General features: G+C 71.9%; 15 protein-coding genes and 4 tRNA genes. 13 read left to right on the forward strand and 6 right to left on the reverse strand.

What is annotated here, in order from left to right; translation table 11 throughout:
- Nucleotides 1-82: 82 nt before the first annotated feature.
- A tRNA-Val gene (locus tag ACXKZB_RS09800) sits at nucleotides 83-155 on the reverse strand.
- Nucleotides 156-540: 385 nt separating this feature from the next.
- On the opposite strand from ACXKZB_RS09800, the gene ACXKZB_RS09805 reads away from it, so the two are divergent.
- The 4 genes from ACXKZB_RS09805 (at nucleotide 541) to ACXKZB_RS09820 (ending at nucleotide 1,515) form a co-directional block, all read left to right on the forward strand.
- Nucleotides 541-612: transfer RNA gene (locus ACXKZB_RS09805), tRNA-Gly, on the forward strand.
- Between the two features lie 82 nt (nucleotides 613-694).
- A tRNA-Cys gene (locus ACXKZB_RS09810) sits at nucleotides 695-768 on the forward strand.
- 48 nt (nucleotides 769-816) lie between these two features.
- Nucleotides 817-891: transfer RNA gene (locus ACXKZB_RS09815), tRNA-Val, on the forward strand.
- Nucleotides 892-978: 87 nt separating this feature from the next.
- Nucleotides 979-1,515, forward strand: a complete 537-nt coding sequence (locus ACXKZB_RS09820) for a hypothetical protein (RefSeq protein WP_488822924.1) — start codon at nucleotides 979-981, stop codon at nucleotides 1,513-1,515.
- Nucleotides 1,516-1,592: 77 nt separating this feature from the next.
- Here ACXKZB_RS09820 and ACXKZB_RS09825 read toward each other — a convergent pair whose 3' ends face one another.
- A complete protein-coding gene (locus ACXKZB_RS09825) occupies nucleotides 1,593-2,093 on the reverse strand; it encodes a VanZ family protein (protein ID WP_340196125.1) in 501 nt (166 codons plus the stop codon).
- Nucleotides 2,090-2,827, reverse strand: coding sequence for a TetR/AcrR family transcriptional regulator (locus ACXKZB_RS09830; protein WP_488822926.1), 738 nt, complete (start codon nucleotides 2,825-2,827; stop codon nucleotides 2,090-2,092). Before ACXKZB_RS09830 ends, ACXKZB_RS09825 begins: the two co-directional genes overlap by 4 nt.
- A gap of 97 nt (nucleotides 2,828-2,924) precedes the next feature.
- Between ACXKZB_RS09830 and ACXKZB_RS09835 the strand changes: the two genes are divergently transcribed.
- From ACXKZB_RS09835 to ACXKZB_RS09845, 3 genes are read left to right on the forward strand one after another with little or no spacing between them, the layout of a single operon-like run.
- A complete protein-coding gene (locus ACXKZB_RS09835) occupies nucleotides 2,925-3,665 on the forward strand; it encodes an SDR family oxidoreductase (RefSeq protein WP_488822928.1) in 741 nt (246 codons plus the stop codon).
- Nucleotides 3,665-4,567, forward strand: coding sequence for an SDR family oxidoreductase (locus ACXKZB_RS09840; protein WP_488822930.1), 903 nt, complete (start codon nucleotides 3,665-3,667; stop codon nucleotides 4,565-4,567). The genes ACXKZB_RS09835 and ACXKZB_RS09840 overlap by 1 nt, the downstream gene beginning before the upstream one ends.
- A 37-nt stretch (nucleotides 4,568-4,604) precedes the next feature.
- Nucleotides 4,605-4,811, forward strand: coding sequence for a tautomerase family protein (locus ACXKZB_RS09845; protein ID WP_066656327.1), 207 nt, complete (start codon nucleotides 4,605-4,607; stop codon nucleotides 4,809-4,811).
- Nucleotides 4,812-4,945: 134 nt separating this feature from the next.
- Here ACXKZB_RS09845 and ACXKZB_RS09850 read toward each other — a convergent pair whose 3' ends face one another.
- Nucleotides 4,946-5,572 carry a TetR/AcrR family transcriptional regulator gene (locus ACXKZB_RS09850; protein WP_396288332.1) on the reverse strand — a complete coding sequence of 209 codons (627 nt, stop codon included), beginning with the start codon at nucleotides 5,570-5,572 and terminating at the stop codon, nucleotides 4,946-4,948.
- 51 nt (nucleotides 5,573-5,623) lie between these two features.
- On the opposite strand from ACXKZB_RS09850, the gene ACXKZB_RS09855 reads away from it, so the two are divergent.
- The 3 genes from ACXKZB_RS09855 to ACXKZB_RS09865 all read left to right on the forward strand — a co-directional run bounded on the left by ACXKZB_RS09855 (nucleotide 5,624) and on the right by ACXKZB_RS09865 (nucleotide 8,494).
- A complete protein-coding gene (locus ACXKZB_RS09855; RefSeq protein WP_488822933.1) occupies nucleotides 5,624-6,502 on the forward strand; it encodes an SDR family NAD(P)-dependent oxidoreductase in 879 nt (292 codons plus the stop codon).
- A complete protein-coding gene (locus tag ACXKZB_RS09860) occupies nucleotides 6,499-7,479 on the forward strand; it encodes a hypothetical protein (protein WP_488822935.1) in 981 nt (326 codons plus the stop codon). The genes ACXKZB_RS09855 and ACXKZB_RS09860 overlap by 4 nt, the downstream gene beginning before the upstream one ends.
- A 253-nt stretch (nucleotides 7,480-7,732) precedes the next feature.
- Complete coding sequence (locus ACXKZB_RS09865) at nucleotides 7,733-8,494, forward strand: SDR family NAD(P)-dependent oxidoreductase (protein ID WP_123312676.1); 762 nt, start codon at nucleotides 7,733-7,735, stop codon at nucleotides 8,492-8,494.
- Here the strand turns inward: ACXKZB_RS09865 and ACXKZB_RS09870 are convergent.
- Both ACXKZB_RS09870 and ACXKZB_RS09875 read right to left on the reverse strand, forming a co-directional pair.
- Entirely contained in the window at nucleotides 8,479-9,930 is a 1,452-nt protein-coding gene (locus tag ACXKZB_RS09870; protein WP_488822937.1) for an MFS transporter, read from the reverse strand. The genes ACXKZB_RS09865 and ACXKZB_RS09870 overlap by 16 nt on opposite strands.
- Before the next feature lie 135 nt (nucleotides 9,931-10,065).
- On the reverse strand, nucleotides 10,066-10,488 hold the full coding sequence (locus ACXKZB_RS09875; RefSeq protein WP_488822939.1) for a winged helix-turn-helix transcriptional regulator: 423 nt from the start codon (nucleotides 10,486-10,488) through the stop codon (nucleotides 10,066-10,068).
- Between the two features lie 109 nt (nucleotides 10,489-10,597).
- Here ACXKZB_RS09875 and ACXKZB_RS09880 point away from each other — a divergent pair, with 109 nt between their 5' ends.
- From ACXKZB_RS09880 to ACXKZB_RS09890, 3 genes are all read left to right on the forward strand, one after another.
- A complete protein-coding gene (locus ACXKZB_RS09880; protein WP_488822941.1) occupies nucleotides 10,598-11,470 on the forward strand; it encodes an oxidoreductase in 873 nt (290 codons plus the stop codon).
- 73 nt (nucleotides 11,471-11,543) lie between these two features.
- On the forward strand, nucleotides 11,544-13,604 hold the full coding sequence (locus ACXKZB_RS09885; protein WP_488822943.1) for a GMC oxidoreductase: 2,061 nt from the start codon (nucleotides 11,544-11,546) through the stop codon (nucleotides 13,602-13,604).
- Between the two features lie 36 nt (nucleotides 13,605-13,640).
- Nucleotides 13,641-15,020 carry a hypothetical protein gene (locus ACXKZB_RS09890; protein ID WP_488822945.1) on the forward strand — a complete coding sequence of 460 codons (1,380 nt, stop codon included), beginning with the start codon at nucleotides 13,641-13,643 and terminating at the stop codon, nucleotides 15,018-15,020.
- Nucleotides 15,021-15,031: the final 11 nt, after the last annotated feature.

Genomic DNA, 15,031 nt, shown 5'->3' on the forward strand with positions numbered 1-15,031 from the left:
GTGCTGATGGTGCGTCCCGCGTGCTGCGGGCCGGTGAGATGACAAGAGCCCGACGCTGCTGCGTCGGGCTCTGTCTCAAGGGTGGGCGATACCAGACTCGAACTGATGACCTCTTCGGTGTGAACGAAGCGCGCTACCAACTGCGCCAATCGCCCCCTGCACTGTTCGTGCGAGTCGATAGTAGCGGATGTCTCGCGGTGCTCCGAACACGACGCGCTGCCCGGGTGTGGCGCGCTGCGCGTGTGCAGCGGCGGACCGTGCGGCGTTGGGGCGCGCTCGCACCGTGCGGCGGTGGGGCGCGTTCGCACGGTGCGGCCTTGGCGCCTCGGTGCGAGCTTGACCGCATGGTGCGGGGCTGAGAGCAGGCACGGAGCACACAACCGCGCACCACATGGCAAAGACTGCGCCGTGCGAGGGTGCTCGAACCGGCCGGATCCGCATGAACTCGGGGGACACGCCCGGTGAACGGGAAGGATTTTGGTGGAAGCGCCCGGGTTCGTATAGAGTTTACGTCGTCGCCGCGACAGCGGAAAGACAAGTGCGGATGTGGCGCAGTGGTAGCGCATCACCTTGCCAAGGTGAGGGTCGCGAGTTCGAATCTCGTCATCCGCTCGAGTGTGGGGCTTCTCGAAGCCCTTCGACTCACCAGAGGGTATCCCACCGTTCGGGTACTCACGGAGACGTGAACCTCGATGGTGGGGTGGCCGAGAGGCTAGGCAGCGGCCTGCAAAGCCGTCCACGCGGGTTCGAATCCCGTCCCCACCTCCAGCAACACCCTCCAGATCCTGTGCGAACCCCGGTTCAGACAGGGAATCTGGGCGATTGGCGCAGCGGTAGCGCGCTTCCCTGACACGGAAGAGGTCACTGGTTCGATCCCAGTATCGCCCACCACGACGAAGCCCCCGGCAGACCACCAGGTCCGGCCGGGGGCTTTCTGTATTCCGGGCGATCGCCGCGTCCCGCTGGCACGATGGCGAGGTGGATTCGATGCGTGGGTGGCCGCTGTGGGCCGTGATGATCGTCCTCGCGGTCGCGTTCGGCGGGTTCTGGTACCTGTCGACGTTCGTCACCATGCCCGCCGACGTCCCCGTCGGGATCCGAGTCGCCGCGAGTGTGGTCACGGGCGCCGCGTTCGGCGTGGTCTTCGGGCTCTGGTTCGGTCGGCAGCGCCGGAGCGTCGGCCCGGCAGCGCGTGATCGTGCACTCGGTCGAGCGGTGCGGCGCGGCGAACTGCCCGCTGATGCGGACCCGGCGCAGTGGCGCCAGGCGCTCACGCACTACCAGCAGCAGTACCGCCGGCAGCGGTGGTTCGGGCCCGTCGTGTTCGTGGTGCTGATGGCGCTCGAGGTGTCCCTCGCCGTCACCGGGCGTCCGGTCTTCTGGTTCGCGGCGGCGATGTTCCTCGTGTTCCTCGTCGTCACCCTCGTGCAGACACCGAAGGTGCTGCGGAACACCGTCGCGATGCTCGTCGAGCTCGACCGTCGTGAGGCAACCGAACCGCACCGAGCGACCTGACGCGGTGGACCGCCGGGCGGTACCTCGTCGAAGCCGACGCCCGCGTCGACGCCGAGGCGGCCGACGCCGGCGACGACTCAAGCGGAGACGGAGGCAGCCCGTCGCCGTCGGTCGATCGCGCAGATGGCGAGCGCCATCGCCGCCCCCAGCACCGCTCCGACGCTGTTCATGAACCAGTCGTTCGTGTCGCAGCGCCGGCCGAGCACCGGGGCGAGCGCCTGGACGACCTCGATGACAGCGGAGAGGGCGACCGCGCCGGCGAGGACGGAGAGCGGTCGGTTCGTCGCCGTGCCGAGGAAGAGTGCGAGCGGTAGCAGCATCGCGACGTTGGCGAGCGTGTCGAGGCCCTGGAACGGCACGGAGAACTGCACGGTGCACGCGACGCCGTCGGGCCGAGCGCCGTCGGGCAGCAGCGTGAGCACGACCACCGCGATGAACGACAACCCGGACAGGCCGAGCATCACACCACGGAGCCGCAGGCGGTGGAGCGCCCAGGCCAGGCCCGCGGCGACGGTGACGCCGACCCAGAAGGCGACGCGGACCAGGGGCGCGTGCTCGACGAGGAAGGTGGAGATCATCGGGATCCTCCGTGGCCGCGATCGTTCCGCGGATCGAGTCGGTCGAGCCACACTCGCATGAGTGCGGCTTCCTCGGGCAGCAGCGCGCTCGAGCCGCCGGCGTCGAGCTGCGCGCGGAGCTGCGCGCGGAGCTGCCGGAGGGGTGCTGCGTCGAGGTCGTCGTGACCCGGGCCGGGCGGCACCACCAGGACCGCGCTCAGGACTGCGTCGCGGAGCGCGTCGGCGGCGATGCCGGATTCGTGCCGCGCGGGTGTGCTCATCCGGTCGAGGGCGAGTCCGACGTTGGCAGCGAGCAACATCGTCGCCGCGACGGGTACGTCGACGCGGAGCAGGCCGGCGGCGGCACAGCGCGTCAGTGTCCTCTCGAGCAGGACGGTCAGTCCGTCGCGGGCAGCGCTGTTCGCCCACGGACGTGGAGCGAACATCAGCCGGTAGAGGGCGGCGTGCTCCCGAGCGAACGCGAGGTGGTCGTCCCACCCACGGCGCAGGTCCGCCGCCGGGTCGTCGGACACCTCGAGTTCGGCCTTCCGCTGCGTGTACCGCTGCAGACCCGTCTCGGCGAGGGCGTCCAGGAGACCGCGCTTGTCGCCGAAGATCCGGTAGAGCACGGGTTGGGTCACGCCGGCCGCTTCGCAGACCGCTCGGGTGGCGACGTCCCCGTCGGGGGCCGTGACCAGCTGGTCCTCCGCTGCGCGGAGCAGGGCGCTGCGGAGCGCTTCGTCAGATCGGGCCATGCACCGATCGTAGCGCAGGTCATACCGCTGCTCGTAACTGTGCTACGTTCTGCCGTAGCGCCGAAATGCTCAGCGCGTATCACTGAAAGGAAACCCTATGAGCACCACTCCTCGCCGCGTCGCCCTGGTCACCGGCGGCTCTCGCGGCATCGGCCGCGCCGTCTCGAGCCGGCTCGCCAAGGACGGCTTCACGGTCGTCGTCAACCACGCCAGCGGGACGGCCGCCGCCGACTACACCGTCGCGGAGATCGAGCGGACAGGCGGCCGTGCCGTCGCCGTGCAGGCCGACGTCGCCGACGAGCACGCTGTCGCCGCGATGTTCGACCGGGTCGAGGCCGAACACGGCGGCGTCGACGTCGTCGTGCACTCCGCCGGGCGCCTCGCACTGTCGACGATCGCCGACCAGGACCTGGAGGTCCTCGACGCGCTGCACCGGACGAACATCCGCGGCACCTTCGTCGTCGCGCAGCAGGCGGCTCGTCGCCTCCGCTCCGGTGGCGCGTTCGTCGGCATGTCGACCTCGGTGGTCGGGACGCAGTTCCCGACCTACGGTGCCTACGTCGCGAGCAAGAGCGCGGTCGAGGGCATGACGCTGATCCTCGCGAAGGAACTCCGCGGCCGGGACGTCACCGCGAACGTGGTGGCCCCGGGGCCGACGGCGACCGAGCTGTTCCTGGACGGCAAGACGCAGGAGCAGATCGACACCCTGGCGAAGGTCCCGCCCCTCGAACGGCTCGGCACGCCGGAGGACATCGCCGGTGTCGTCGCGTTCCTCGCCGGGCCCGACGGGCACTGGGTCAACGGCCAGACCATCCGCGCCAACGGCGGGATGGTCTGATGCCGACGCCGCGGGTCGTCCTCGTCACGGGCGCGTCGAGCGGCTTCGGCCGGCTGACGGCGGAGTCGCTCGCGCGGGCGGGGCACATCGTCGTCGCGGGGATGCGAGCGGTCGACGGCCGGAACGCGACCGCTCGCCGGGCGCTCGAGGACCTCGCTGACCGTGAGGCGCTGCAGCTCGGCGCCGTCGAGCTCGACGTCCAGTCGCTGCAGTCCGTCGAGGACGCGGTCGATACCGTCGTCCGTGCACACGGGCGCATCGACGTCCTCGTGCAGAACGCCGGACACATGGCCTACGGCCCGGCCGAGGCGTTCACGCCAGAGCAGTTCGCGGCGCTGTACGACGTCAACGTCGTCGGTGCCCAGCGCGTCGCCCGTGCCGTCCTGCCCCACATGCGTGACCGCCGGTCCGGACTGGTCGTCTGGGTGGGCAGTTCGTCGACCCGCGGCGGGCACCCGCCGTTCCTCGCGCCGTACTTCGCGGCGAAGGCCGGGTTGGACGCCCTGGCCGAGAGCTATGCCGCAGAACTCGTCCGCTTCGGCATCGACACCACCATCGTGGTCCCGGGCGCCTTCACCTCGGGCACGAACCACTTCACCAACGCCGCGGTGCCGGCGGACGCCGACCGCGTCGCTGCACACGACGAGGAGTACGGAGCGCTCCGGCGGGACCTGACCGGCCGCCTCGCCGAGACCGTGCCGACGGGCGCCGACGTGCAGGACGTTGCCGACGAGATCGTACGGGTCGTGGACCTGCCCGGCGGTGGTCGTCCGTACCGCGTCCACATCGATCCCTCGCACGACGGCAGCGAGGTCGTCTCGGCCGTCGCGGACCGCATCCGAGCCGAGTTCTACCGCCGCGTCGGCATCGAGGACCTCCTGTCCCCGAACGCCGCACCCTGACCCCCGGAACGTCCGGACCCCCACTGAGAGGAACACCATGCCCTTCGCCAACATCAAGGTCCCTGCTGACACCCTGACCCCCGAGTCCAAGAAGAAGCTGCAGGACGCCGTCACCGATGCCATCGTCGACGTCTACGGCGAGCGAGCCCGACCCACGACGCTCGTCATCCTCGACGAGGTCGCCGACGGTGGCTGGATGCTCGGCGGCACCATCCTCAACGAAGCGATGCTCGGCCGCGTCTGACCGTCCGCGCGCGGCGGGGGGCCGGCAACACGGTTCCCCGCCGCCTTCTCGGCGACGACGACTCCGACACCGCGCTCGTCACGACGTCCGGACTGAATCCCGGCGACTCGCTGACCGCGGCCGCCACGCGTCGATCAGGGGCCGGACTGGCTCGTCGAGACGTCGGAGGGCCGGCCGAGCTGCTGCTCGATCTGTGGGAGGAGCATCCGCACCGCCGCGACGACGACCTCGTCCACACGCTCCGGCGGGATCCGCCCGGCCGCCGCCAGTGCGCTGATGCCCTCGGTGGTCGCTGCGAGCAGGAACGGGACCGGACCCATCGATGCCGGGTCGCGCTCGCCGAGCAGTTCCGCACCCAGGGCGAAGAACCGTTCCGCCGAGGACCACGACCCGTGGTCGCGCTCGGGTTCCGGGCCGTCGTCGGTCGACGTGAACATCAGTTGGACGAGCGGGCCGTTCTCCTGGGCGAAGCGGACGTGCGCTCGGACGTACTCGGTGAGACGGGGCCCGAGGTCCCCGGGGCCGCGCGCGGCCTCCAGGTGGCCACGGAGTTCGTCGAAGCCGTCCGCGGCGATCGCGTCGAGGACGGCCTCCCGGTCGCGGAAGTGTCGTAGGGGTGCGCCGTGACTGACGCCGACGCGGCGCGCGAGCTCCCGCACGGTCACCGCCTGCTGCCCCTCCTCGACCAGGAGCGCACGGCCCTCCCGCACGAGCTCCTGCCGCAGTGAGCCGTGGTGGTACGGACGAGCTTGCGCACTCATGACGCCAGTGTAGACGTTGACAACAAAGTAGTCACTGTCTACATTGACGGCATGGACGACATCAGGACCGGTCGAGCTCCGACCGACGAGACCGTGATCATCACCGGCGGCACGAGCGGCATCGGCCGTGCGACGGCCGTCGCACTGGCGGGATCGGGAGCGCGGATCATCCTCGCGGTCCGCAACGAGGAGAAGGGCCGGGCGGTCGTCTCCGCCCTCCCCGGCATTCCGGGGACCCACCGTGTGCGCCGTCTCGACCTCGCCCGGCTCGACACGGTCGAGGCGTTCGCCGACGGCATCGACGAGCCGATCGCGATCCTGGTGAACAACGCCGGCGTCGAGTCGAAGGACCTGGAGCGGACGGCGGAGGGGCACGAACTCCAGTTCGGGACGAACCACCTCGGACACTTCCTGCTGGCGACGCTGCTCCTGCCGCACATCACCGACCGCGTCGTCACCGTCGCCTCCCAGGCGGAACGCATGGCCCGACTCGACCTCACCGACCTCGACTGGTACCGGCGCACCTACAACGCCGGCCGTGCGTACGCCGACTCCAAGCTCGCCAACCTGCTGTTCACGTCCGAACTCGACCGGCGCCTGCTGGCGTCGGGGTCCCGGGTGCGCGCGCTGGCAGCCCACCCGGGCCTGGTGAAGACGGCGATCTACGAGCGACCGGCCGGGCAGCGCCCCAACCTGTGGGACCGTCTCGTCCCGGTCCTCGGGCAGGAGCCAGAGGACGGTGCGCTGCCGTCCCTCATGGCCGCGAGCGCCGACCTGCCCGGTGGGACCTTCGTCGGACCGCGGCGCATGATGCACATGCGCGGTGGAGCCGAAGTCATCGGCCGGTCGAAGCAGGCACAGGACCCGGAGATCGCTGCTCGGCTGTGGTCGATCTCCGAGGAGCTGACTGCGGTGGACGCCCGCTCGTGAGCGTCGTCCTCGACGCGACCCGTGCCCTCCTGCTCAGTACCCGGGGATGGCACCGGCCGCTCGTGGCGTTCGCTGCGCTGATGGGCGTCTGGGCGGTGGTGTGCGTCGTCGGGTTGTTGGTCGATCCGCGCACGCTCGCAGCCGACCCGATCTGGGCGAAGCCGCTCAAGTTCTCCGTGTCGCTCGCGCTCTACGCCGTGACGCTGGCGTGGATGCTCTCCCTGGTGCAGCGGCCCGTCCTGCGACGGATCGGCTGGTGGGCCGGGACCGTCGGCGCGGCCGCATCGCTGCTCGAGATCGTCGTGATCTCGATCCAGGTCGTGCGCGGCGTGGGGAGCCACTTCAACGTGTCGACCCCGACGAACCAGTTGTTCTACCAGCTCATGGCCGGTGGGGTCACCCTGATGTACTGCGCCACGCTGCTCGTCGGCGCCGCAGTCGCGGTCTTCTCGAACCTGGACGACCGGGCGTCGGCCTGGGCGCTCCGGATCGGGCTCGTCGTCGCCCTGGCCGGCCTCTCCGTGGGGTTCCTCATGGTCATCCCCACTGCGGCGCAGCTGGCCGATCCGGGCTCGGGGACGTACGGCTCGCACTCCGTCGGGGGCGACGACCCTTCCGGCGGGATCCCCCTGCTCGGCTGGAACAGCCTCCACGGTGACCTCCGCGTGTCCCACTTCATCGGGATGCACGCCCTGCAGGTGCTGCCCCTCCTCGCGCTCGCCCTGCCGGCGACGATGCGGGAGCGGTCGCGCGTGCGCGTCGTGGTCGTCGCAGGGGCGGCGTACGCCGCGGCCACCTCGATCGCGCTGTGGCAGGCCCTGCGGGGCCAGTCGGTCCTCCGCCCGGACCTGCTGACGATCGGAGCGGTGGGAATCGTCGCCGTGCTCGTCGTGACCAGCGTCGTGGTCGTTTCCCCACCGGGGCGAGCCGTCCGAGCGTTCGTGGTTCGCAGAGGGAATCGAGGAGGCGGCGGATGAACGCGTCGGGCCGTGACCGGGACATCGGACCTCGGCGATCTCCACGGGCCCACGGTGACGGGCTCCTGCGCCGGCCCTCGAGGTGCACAGCAGTCGGCGTCGCGGGAGACAGGGCGGCGGTGGTCGTGACCACCGCCGTGGGCGCGGCGCGGGGCGGACGCACGCCGCGCCTCCCGGCCGGGTGCGTGTACGCAGGGCGGTACCTCGTCGACGCGGTGCACGGCGTCGGCCCCCTCAGGAAGGCGCCCACACCATGACCTCACCCTTCGACCTGACCGGCAGGACCGCCCTCGTCACCGGGGGCAACCAGGGACTCGGACGGGCGTTCGCGTTCGGCCTCGCCGAGGCCGGTGCCCGCGTCGCGATCGTCGGGCGGTCGGCCGAACGCAACGCCCGGGTCGCCGCCGAGGCCGCGGACGCCGGCCACGACTTCGTCACCATCACGGCGGACATCACCGACGGCGCGCAGGTGACGCGCATGACCGAGGAGGCGATGACGGCCCTCGGTCGGATCGACGTGCTCGTGAACAACGCCGGCACGTGCCACCACCGGGACGCGTTCGACGTCCCCGACAGTGAGTGGGACGACGTGTTCGACCTGAACGTCCGTGCGCTCTGGAAGACGTCGACCGCCGTCGGCGCGCACATGCGCGACGCCGGGTCGGGCTCGATCGTGAACATCGGCAGCATGTCGGGCCTCATCGTGAACCGGCCCCAGTGGCAGCCGGCGTACAACGCGTCGAAGGCCGCCGTGCACCACCTGACGAAGTCGCTCGCGGTCGAGTGGGCGCAGTACGGGATCCGCGTGAACGCCGTCGCCCCGGGGTACGTGAAGACCGAGATGGCCCCGGTGGACTCCCCGGAGTTCCGGCGGTACTGGATCGAGGACGCACCGCAGCAGCGATTCGCCCTGCCCGAGGAGATCGCGCCGAGCGTCGTGTTCCTGGCGAGCGACGCCGCGTCGTTCATCACCGGGTCGGTCCTCGTCGCGGACGGCGGCTACAGCGCCGTCTGAGCCGGTTCGGCCACCGGCGTGCCCGCGCGGGTCGTCGCGCGTGCCATGCCGAAGCCGACCAGCAGGGCGGCGACGACCGTCAGGACGGCGCCCGCGACGGTGATGCCGCCCTCGAAGGCGGCCAGCCGGGCCGGCGTCCACGACGTCGACGCGATGCTGCCGGGCACGAGCAGCGCCAGGACCGTGCCGGTCGCCGTGATGCCCACCGCGGTCGCGAGCTCGCTCGAGGTGTCGACGAGCGCCGCCCCGACCGACGTCCGGTTCGACGGCAGGCCCTGGAGCACGTTGTTGCCCGCGACGACCCCGACGACCCGCATCCCCGCGGCGACCAGGACGAGTGCCGCGGCGACCCAGCCGTACCCGGCGCGCCCGCCGACGGTGAAGAGCGCGAGTCCGGCCGCCACGGCACCGGCGCTCAGCCAGGCCGCGCGGCCGAGGCCCACCCGCTGCACGAAGGGGCCGACGAACCGTCCGGAGGCCAGGAGCACCACCACCTGCGGCAGCGTCGCCGCCGCGGCCAGTGCCGGCGACCAGCCCCAGGCGAACTGCAGCTGCAGCGTCACCAGGTACGACAGCCCGGATACCGCGAGTCCGGAGGCCGCCTTGTACGCCAGACCGCTCGCGACGAGCGGACGGGCGAGCAGGCGCAGGTCGAGCAGCGGCTGTGCCGCGGTGCGCTCCCGCTGCACGAAGGCCGCCACCGCAGCGACCGTCACGACGACCCCGGTCCACCCCGGCCAGGAGGCGCTGCCCGCCTCCGCGAAGAGGGTGGGCGTCCCGAGTGCACCGACCAGGGCCGTGGTGCCGAACAGCGCGCCGGTCACGTCGATCCGGTCGGGGTGCAGGTCCTCCGGTCGGTCAGCGGGGACGCCGGTCCGGATGCCGATGAACGCGAGCGCCGCGATCGGGACGTTCACGAGGAGCAGGGCCTGCCACGGCGCCACCGCGAGGGCGAAGCCGCCCGCCGTCGGTCCGACGGCGAGCCCGACGAGGCCCGCGGTGGAGATGACCGTCAAGGCGCGGACGCGCAACGCATCGGTGTCGAAGAGCCGGAAGGCCAGGGCCATCGACCCGGGCGTCGTCATGGCCGCGGCGAGCCCCATGAGCGCGCGGACCGCGACGAGTTCGCCGGTCGTGGTGACCAGGGTGGTCGCCAGGGCGGAGAGCGCGAGCAGCACCAGACCGACGAGCATGACCCGACGTCGGCCGAACCGGTCGGCGACCGCGCCGAACAGGAGCATGAGGGCGCCGAAGACGACCGAGTAGGCACCGGTGACCCACTGCAGGCCGGTCGTCGCCGCGTGGAGTTCGCGGCCGATGGTGGGCAGCGCGACGTTCAGCACCGAGTTGTCGAGCATCTCGAACAGGAAGACGGCGGACAGGCCGGTGAGGGCGATCCCGGCGTCGCGGAGCCGGGCGGGGGAACGGGTGGACACGGGCACTCCTTCGATGAAGAAGTGGCGACTCGTCCGAGACCGCGTGTGGGTGCCAGGCCGCCGGGGCGACGAGGCGTTTTGCCCTCTGCGAAGACCATACGTCCCGCCGGACGTCCGGTGCAAGCGCGCCGGAGGCTAGCCGGTGACGTCGTAGCGCTCCTGGTGCGCGGCCACCTCGTCGCGGTGGGCTTCCGACCAGCGCTTGAGCTGCCGCACGGTCCCGTGCAGCGAGAGCCCCAGATCCGTGAGTTCGTACGTCACCGTCACGGGCACCGTCGCCGTCGCCGTGCGGACGACGAGGCCGTCGCGTTCGAGCGACTTCAGCGTCTGCGACAGCATCTTCGGACTCACGCCCGCCAGGACGCGACCGAGTTCGGAGTACCGCATCGGCCTCGAGTCGCCGTCGCAGTCCGGGCCGCTCCCGAGTGCCGACAGCACGAGCGTCACCCACTTGCCGGAGACCCGTGCGAGCAGCTGCTGGCTCGGGCAGGCTGCCAGGTAGGCGTTGTACTGCGCCTTGGCGTCAGCTCGTTGCTCGGCGGCGGTCGTGGTCGGCACAGGGCTCCTCGGGTAGCAACGCACTTCTGGGTAACTCCTTCCGAACGGGAAGCAGTTCGTCAAGAGTGGAACACGAGCAACCGCTCCACAAGTCCTCGAAGGAGATCCGATGACCACCACCACCCCTCGCCTGCCGGGCGGCACCTGGACCCTCGGCGACCGGCCGGTGGCACGCTTCGGCTACGGCGCGATGCAGCTCAGCGGTCCGTGGGTCGTCGGGCCGCCGAAGGACCACGACGAGGCCGTCGCCGTGCTCCGGGACGCCGTCGCCGGCGGCATCACGCACATCGACACCGCCGAGACGTACGGCCCCCGTGTCGTCAACGAGCTGCTGCACGAGGCGCTGCACCCGTACGCCGACGGCCTCGTCATCGCGACCAAGGTCGGCGCGCGGCGGGACGCCCGAGGCGGTTGGCCGACTGCTCGGGAACCCGACCAACTGCGTGCGCAGGTCGACGACAACCTCGAGACGCTCGGCGTCGACGTGCTGGACCTCGTCAACCTGCGGCTGGGCGACGCGAACGGTCCGGTCGCGGGGCCGATCTCCTCGGCCTTCGAGACGCTGGTCGACCTGCAGCAGCAGGGCATCATCCGGCACTTCGGCGTGAGCAACGCCACGACGGACCAAGTGGCGGAAGCGCAGGGGATCGCACCGATCGTGTCGGTGCAGAACATGTACAACCTGGCCAACCGGCAGGACGATCCACTCATCGACCGTCTCGCCGACGAGGGAGTCGCCTACGTGCCGTTCTTCCCGCTCGGTGGCTTCTCTCCGCTGCAGTCCGAGGTGCTCTCGACTGTGGCGGCACGGCTCGGGTCGACGCCGATGTCCGTCGCTCTGGCATGGCTGCTGCGCCGGTCCCCGAACATCCTGCTGATCCCGGGCACGTCGTCGCGGGCGCACCTGCGCGAGAACATCGAGGGTGCCGCCGTCGTGCTGAGCGACGACGACCTGCTCGACCTCGAGGGCATCGGCGGCTGAGCCCGACCCGGACCCCGCCGCGTCCGCTACGGTGCTCGTGAGCGGCACCGGCGCCGCCCGGGAGGCAGGACCGATGACGGACCACGCGGCCACAGCGACCCAGGAGTTCCTCCGCACGCACGACGAACGGCTCCGCGCCCTGGTCGACCGGGTGGTGCCGGCGGACGAGTTCCCGTCGGCCTCCGAGGCCGGCGCGCTCGCCTTCCTGGCCGGGATCCTGGTCGACCGGCCGGACTGGCTGGACCGCCTCCGGGTCGTCCTCGAGCACGCGGACGACCACGACGGCGCCGACGAGCAGGATCCGGACTGGACCTGGTTCGCCGAGCTCGTCGCCGCGGGCTACTACGCCGACGCAGGCAACGGCGGCAACGCGGGGGAGCGGTCCTGGGAGATGGTGGGGTGGCAGCCGGGTCCGCCGGACGGCTGGAGCGTGCCGGTACCGGTGTCGACCGCCGTCCCCTCGGTCGTGCACCCGTCGCAGCTGGCCGAGAGGTACGACGCGGTCGTCGTCGGGTCGGGCGCCGGCGGGGGCGTCGCCGCGTGCGGGCTCGCCGAGTCCGGGCGGCGCGTGCTCGTGGTCGAGGCCGGTGGGTGGCCCGGCACCGCGGACCTCAGCCGAGACCACATCCGGAACCCGCGGTCGAGCTGGGGCGTGGCACCGCTGTCCGGGCCGCCGGACGTCGGGAACCCGCGCACGGTGGCGGACGGGCGGGAGCTGCTGGTGCTCCGGCCGTCGTCGCCGGGGTGGCACAACAACGCGGCCACGGCCGGGGGTGGCACCCGGGTCTACGGCGCACAGGCATGGCGGTTCGGACCGCGGGACTTCACGATGGCGTCGTCGTACGGGGTGCCGGGCGGCAGCAGCCTGGCGGACTGGCCGTTCGGCTACGACGAACTCGAGCCCTGGTACGAGCGCGCCGAGTGGGAGGTCGGGGTCAGCGGGGGCGACGTCGACGGTCCGTGGTCCGGGGAGCGCTCGCGCGCGCGACCGATGCCACCGCTGCCGTCCGGCGCCGCTCGGGCCCGGCTCGCCGGCGCCGCGAACGCGCTCGGCATCTCGACGGTGCACGTCCCGCTCCTCGTCAACTCGACGCCGTACCTGGGTCGCCGGGCCTGCGAGCAGTGCGGCATGTGCGTGGGGTTCGCGTGCCCCGTCGACGCCAAGAACGGCAGCCAGAACACGATGCTGAGCCGCGCGTTCACCACCGGGAACGCGTCGATCGTGCTCGAGGCCCGGGTCGCCCGGCTGCGGACGGACGGCGCGGGTCGTGTGGTCGGCGTCACGATCGTCGGCACGGTCGACGGCCACGACTGGCGGACCGACGTGGACGCGGCCGAGGTCGTGGTCGCGGCCGGGGCGGTGGAGTCGGCACGACTCCTGCTGAACAGCCGGAGCGACCACGAACCCGACGGCATCGGCAACGGCACGGACCAGGTCGGTCGGCATCTGCAGGGTCACGTCTACGGCGGCGCGATGGGGGTCTTCGACGACGTGGTGGACGACGGCCTCGGACCGGGACCGTCGATCGCCACCACCGACTACCGGCACGGCGTGCCCGGGCAGATCGGTGGCGGGATCCTGGCGAACGAGTTCATCGCGACGCCGTCGAACACCTACCAGTACCTCGTCGGTACGGGGCTCGTCCCACGCACCGGGCTCGACGGCAAGCACGCGATGCGGGACCTGGCGCGGCGCAGCATGCGGATCATGGGGCCGATCCAGGAGGTCACCACGGCCGACGCCCGCGTCCGGGTGGACCCGGCCGTGACGGACCGGTACGGCATCCCGGTGGCGTCGTTCAGCGGTGGTGTCCACCCCGAGGACGTCCGCGCACGCGACCACACCAGCGCCCGCAGCGGCGACTGGCTGCGAGCCGCCGGCGCCACCCGCGTCGCCGAGCTGCACGGCCCGGTCCACGGCACGAGCGGCGGACAGCACCAGGCCGGCACGCTCCGGATGGGGGCGGACCCGGCGACGTCGGTGGTCGATCCGTCCGGCCGGGTGTGGGGGCACGACAACCTGCGCGTCGCCGACGGCTCGGTGCACGTCACGAACGGCGGCGTCAACCCGGTCCTGACCATCCTGGCGACCGCGATGCGGACGGTCGACGCGATGGTCGCGGACCGTCCGTGACCACACGACCGTGCCCCCACCGATACGGTGGCGTCCGTGACCGACGACCCTGAAGCCGCCATCGCCCAGCACGTCCACGATGCCTGGGACGGTTCCCTGCGGCTCGTGCACATCACGATCTCCGACGAGGACGGCGACGCCTACCCCGGGCAGGACGTCGACCGGTGGGTGATCGACGTCCGGGTGCCGATCACCGACGACGAGGCCGAGGCGGTGTCGGTCGCCGAGGTCACCGCCTACACGAGCCGGTCGCCGGAGTCGGTCGAGGCGCTGGTGCTCGGCTACCAGGTGTCCGACGTCGACGGGGACTTCGCCGCCGCGATCGTCGTGCCCGACGCCACCGGCGAGACCTTCCTGTCGCTGCAGACGCACGCAGCCGAGATGCTCGGGAAGCCGGACCTGCTCGCGCTGGACCGGGTCACCGTGCGTCCGGCCTACCGCGCGCTGCCCGGGCTCGTCCCCGCCCTGGTCGACGCCGTGCGGCGTGGTCCCGCCGGTCGCTCGGCATCGTGGGTGCTCGCGGACCCCTCGGTCTGGAACGTGCCGTTCGGTGACCAGGACCGTGCGGCCGGCGAGTTCGTCCAGTGGGCGGACACGACCGTGCTCGCATCGATGAACGCGGACCACGAGGACCTGGAGCGATTGGCCGCCGTGCCCCCGGCCGGCGCCGTCGTCATGGGTTCCCGATCGGACGAGGTGCACCTCGGCGACGCGCTGGACGAGGCGTTGGCGCGCCCGGCGATCGCGGTGGCGTTCGACCTGCCGCCGAAGCTGCCGGCGAGCATCTGGGCAGCCGCCCCCGAGGACGTGCACGGCGTGCACCCCGACGAGACCACGGGCTCCATCACCGTCGAGACCCACGACGAGCAGCTCGAGGTCGTCGGCTCGCCGGGCACGGCGCCGCAGCTGGTCGGGACCTCCGCCTCGGCCGACGCCGCGACGCAGGACTGGCTCCGCGCCGTGCACCAGCGGTGGTGGCAGTACGAGCCCGGACTGCACGACCGCATCCACGAGGTCGTCGACGAGTACCTGACGTCCGGCGAGATCGAGTCCGTCACCGACGAACGCGCCCCACACCTGCACGCACCGGACCTGCCGGTGTTCCGCACCGAGTGGCCCGGCATCGGTGAGGTGCGCCTGGAGCCCCTCGGCGAGGACACCGAGCCCGTCGTGTACGACGCCGTGCTCGAGGTCGGCGACAGCCACGACCACATCGGCGCCGTCATCGTGCACGAGTCCGGACACGTCCGTGCGTCCCTGCACGACGAGTGGAACCCCGGCCTGACGGACGTGGGTGGCGCGCTCACCCACCTGATCAGCCTCGGGGCGGGGGAGTTCTTCGCGGACGCGCTGCACGACGAACTGTCGGCCGGCGCCGAGCACGCGATCCTGACGGGTGACGTGCGCGGACACTGACGTCAGCGGGT

Source organism: Curtobacterium sp. ABR8, assembly GCF_057812125.1.

Coding starts and splice junctions, on each gene's coding strand:
- ACXKZB_RS09825 (WP_340196125.1), bottom strand. CDS start 2,093: ATGATCTCCACCTTCCTCGTCGAGCACGCGCCCCTGGTCCGCGTCGCC.
- ACXKZB_RS09830 (WP_488822926.1), bottom strand. CDS start 2,827: ATGGCCCGATCTGACGAAGCGCTCCGCAGCGCCCTGCTCCGCGCAGCG.
- ACXKZB_RS09835 (WP_488822928.1), top strand. CDS start 2,925: ATGAGCACCACTCCTCGCCGCGTCGCCCTGGTCACCGGCGGCTCTCGC.
- ACXKZB_RS09840 (WP_488822930.1), top strand. CDS start 3,665: ATGCCGACGCCGCGGGTCGTCCTCGTCACGGGCGCGTCGAGCGGCTTC.
- ACXKZB_RS09845 (WP_066656327.1), top strand. CDS start 4,605: ATGCCCTTCGCCAACATCAAGGTCCCTGCTGACACCCTGACCCCCGAG.
- ACXKZB_RS09850 (WP_396288332.1), bottom strand. CDS start 5,572: ATGAGTGCGCAAGCTCGTCCGTACCACCACGGCTCACTGCGGCAGGAG.
- ACXKZB_RS09855 (WP_488822933.1), top strand. CDS start 5,624: ATGGACGACATCAGGACCGGTCGAGCTCCGACCGACGAGACCGTGATC.
- ACXKZB_RS09865 (WP_123312676.1), top strand. CDS start 7,733: ATGACCTCACCCTTCGACCTGACCGGCAGGACCGCCCTCGTCACCGGG.
- ACXKZB_RS09880 (WP_488822941.1), top strand. CDS start 10,598: ATGACCACCACCACCCCTCGCCTGCCGGGCGGCACCTGGACCCTCGGC.
- ACXKZB_RS09885 (WP_488822943.1), top strand. CDS start 11,544: ATGACGGACCACGCGGCCACAGCGACCCAGGAGTTCCTCCGCACGCAC.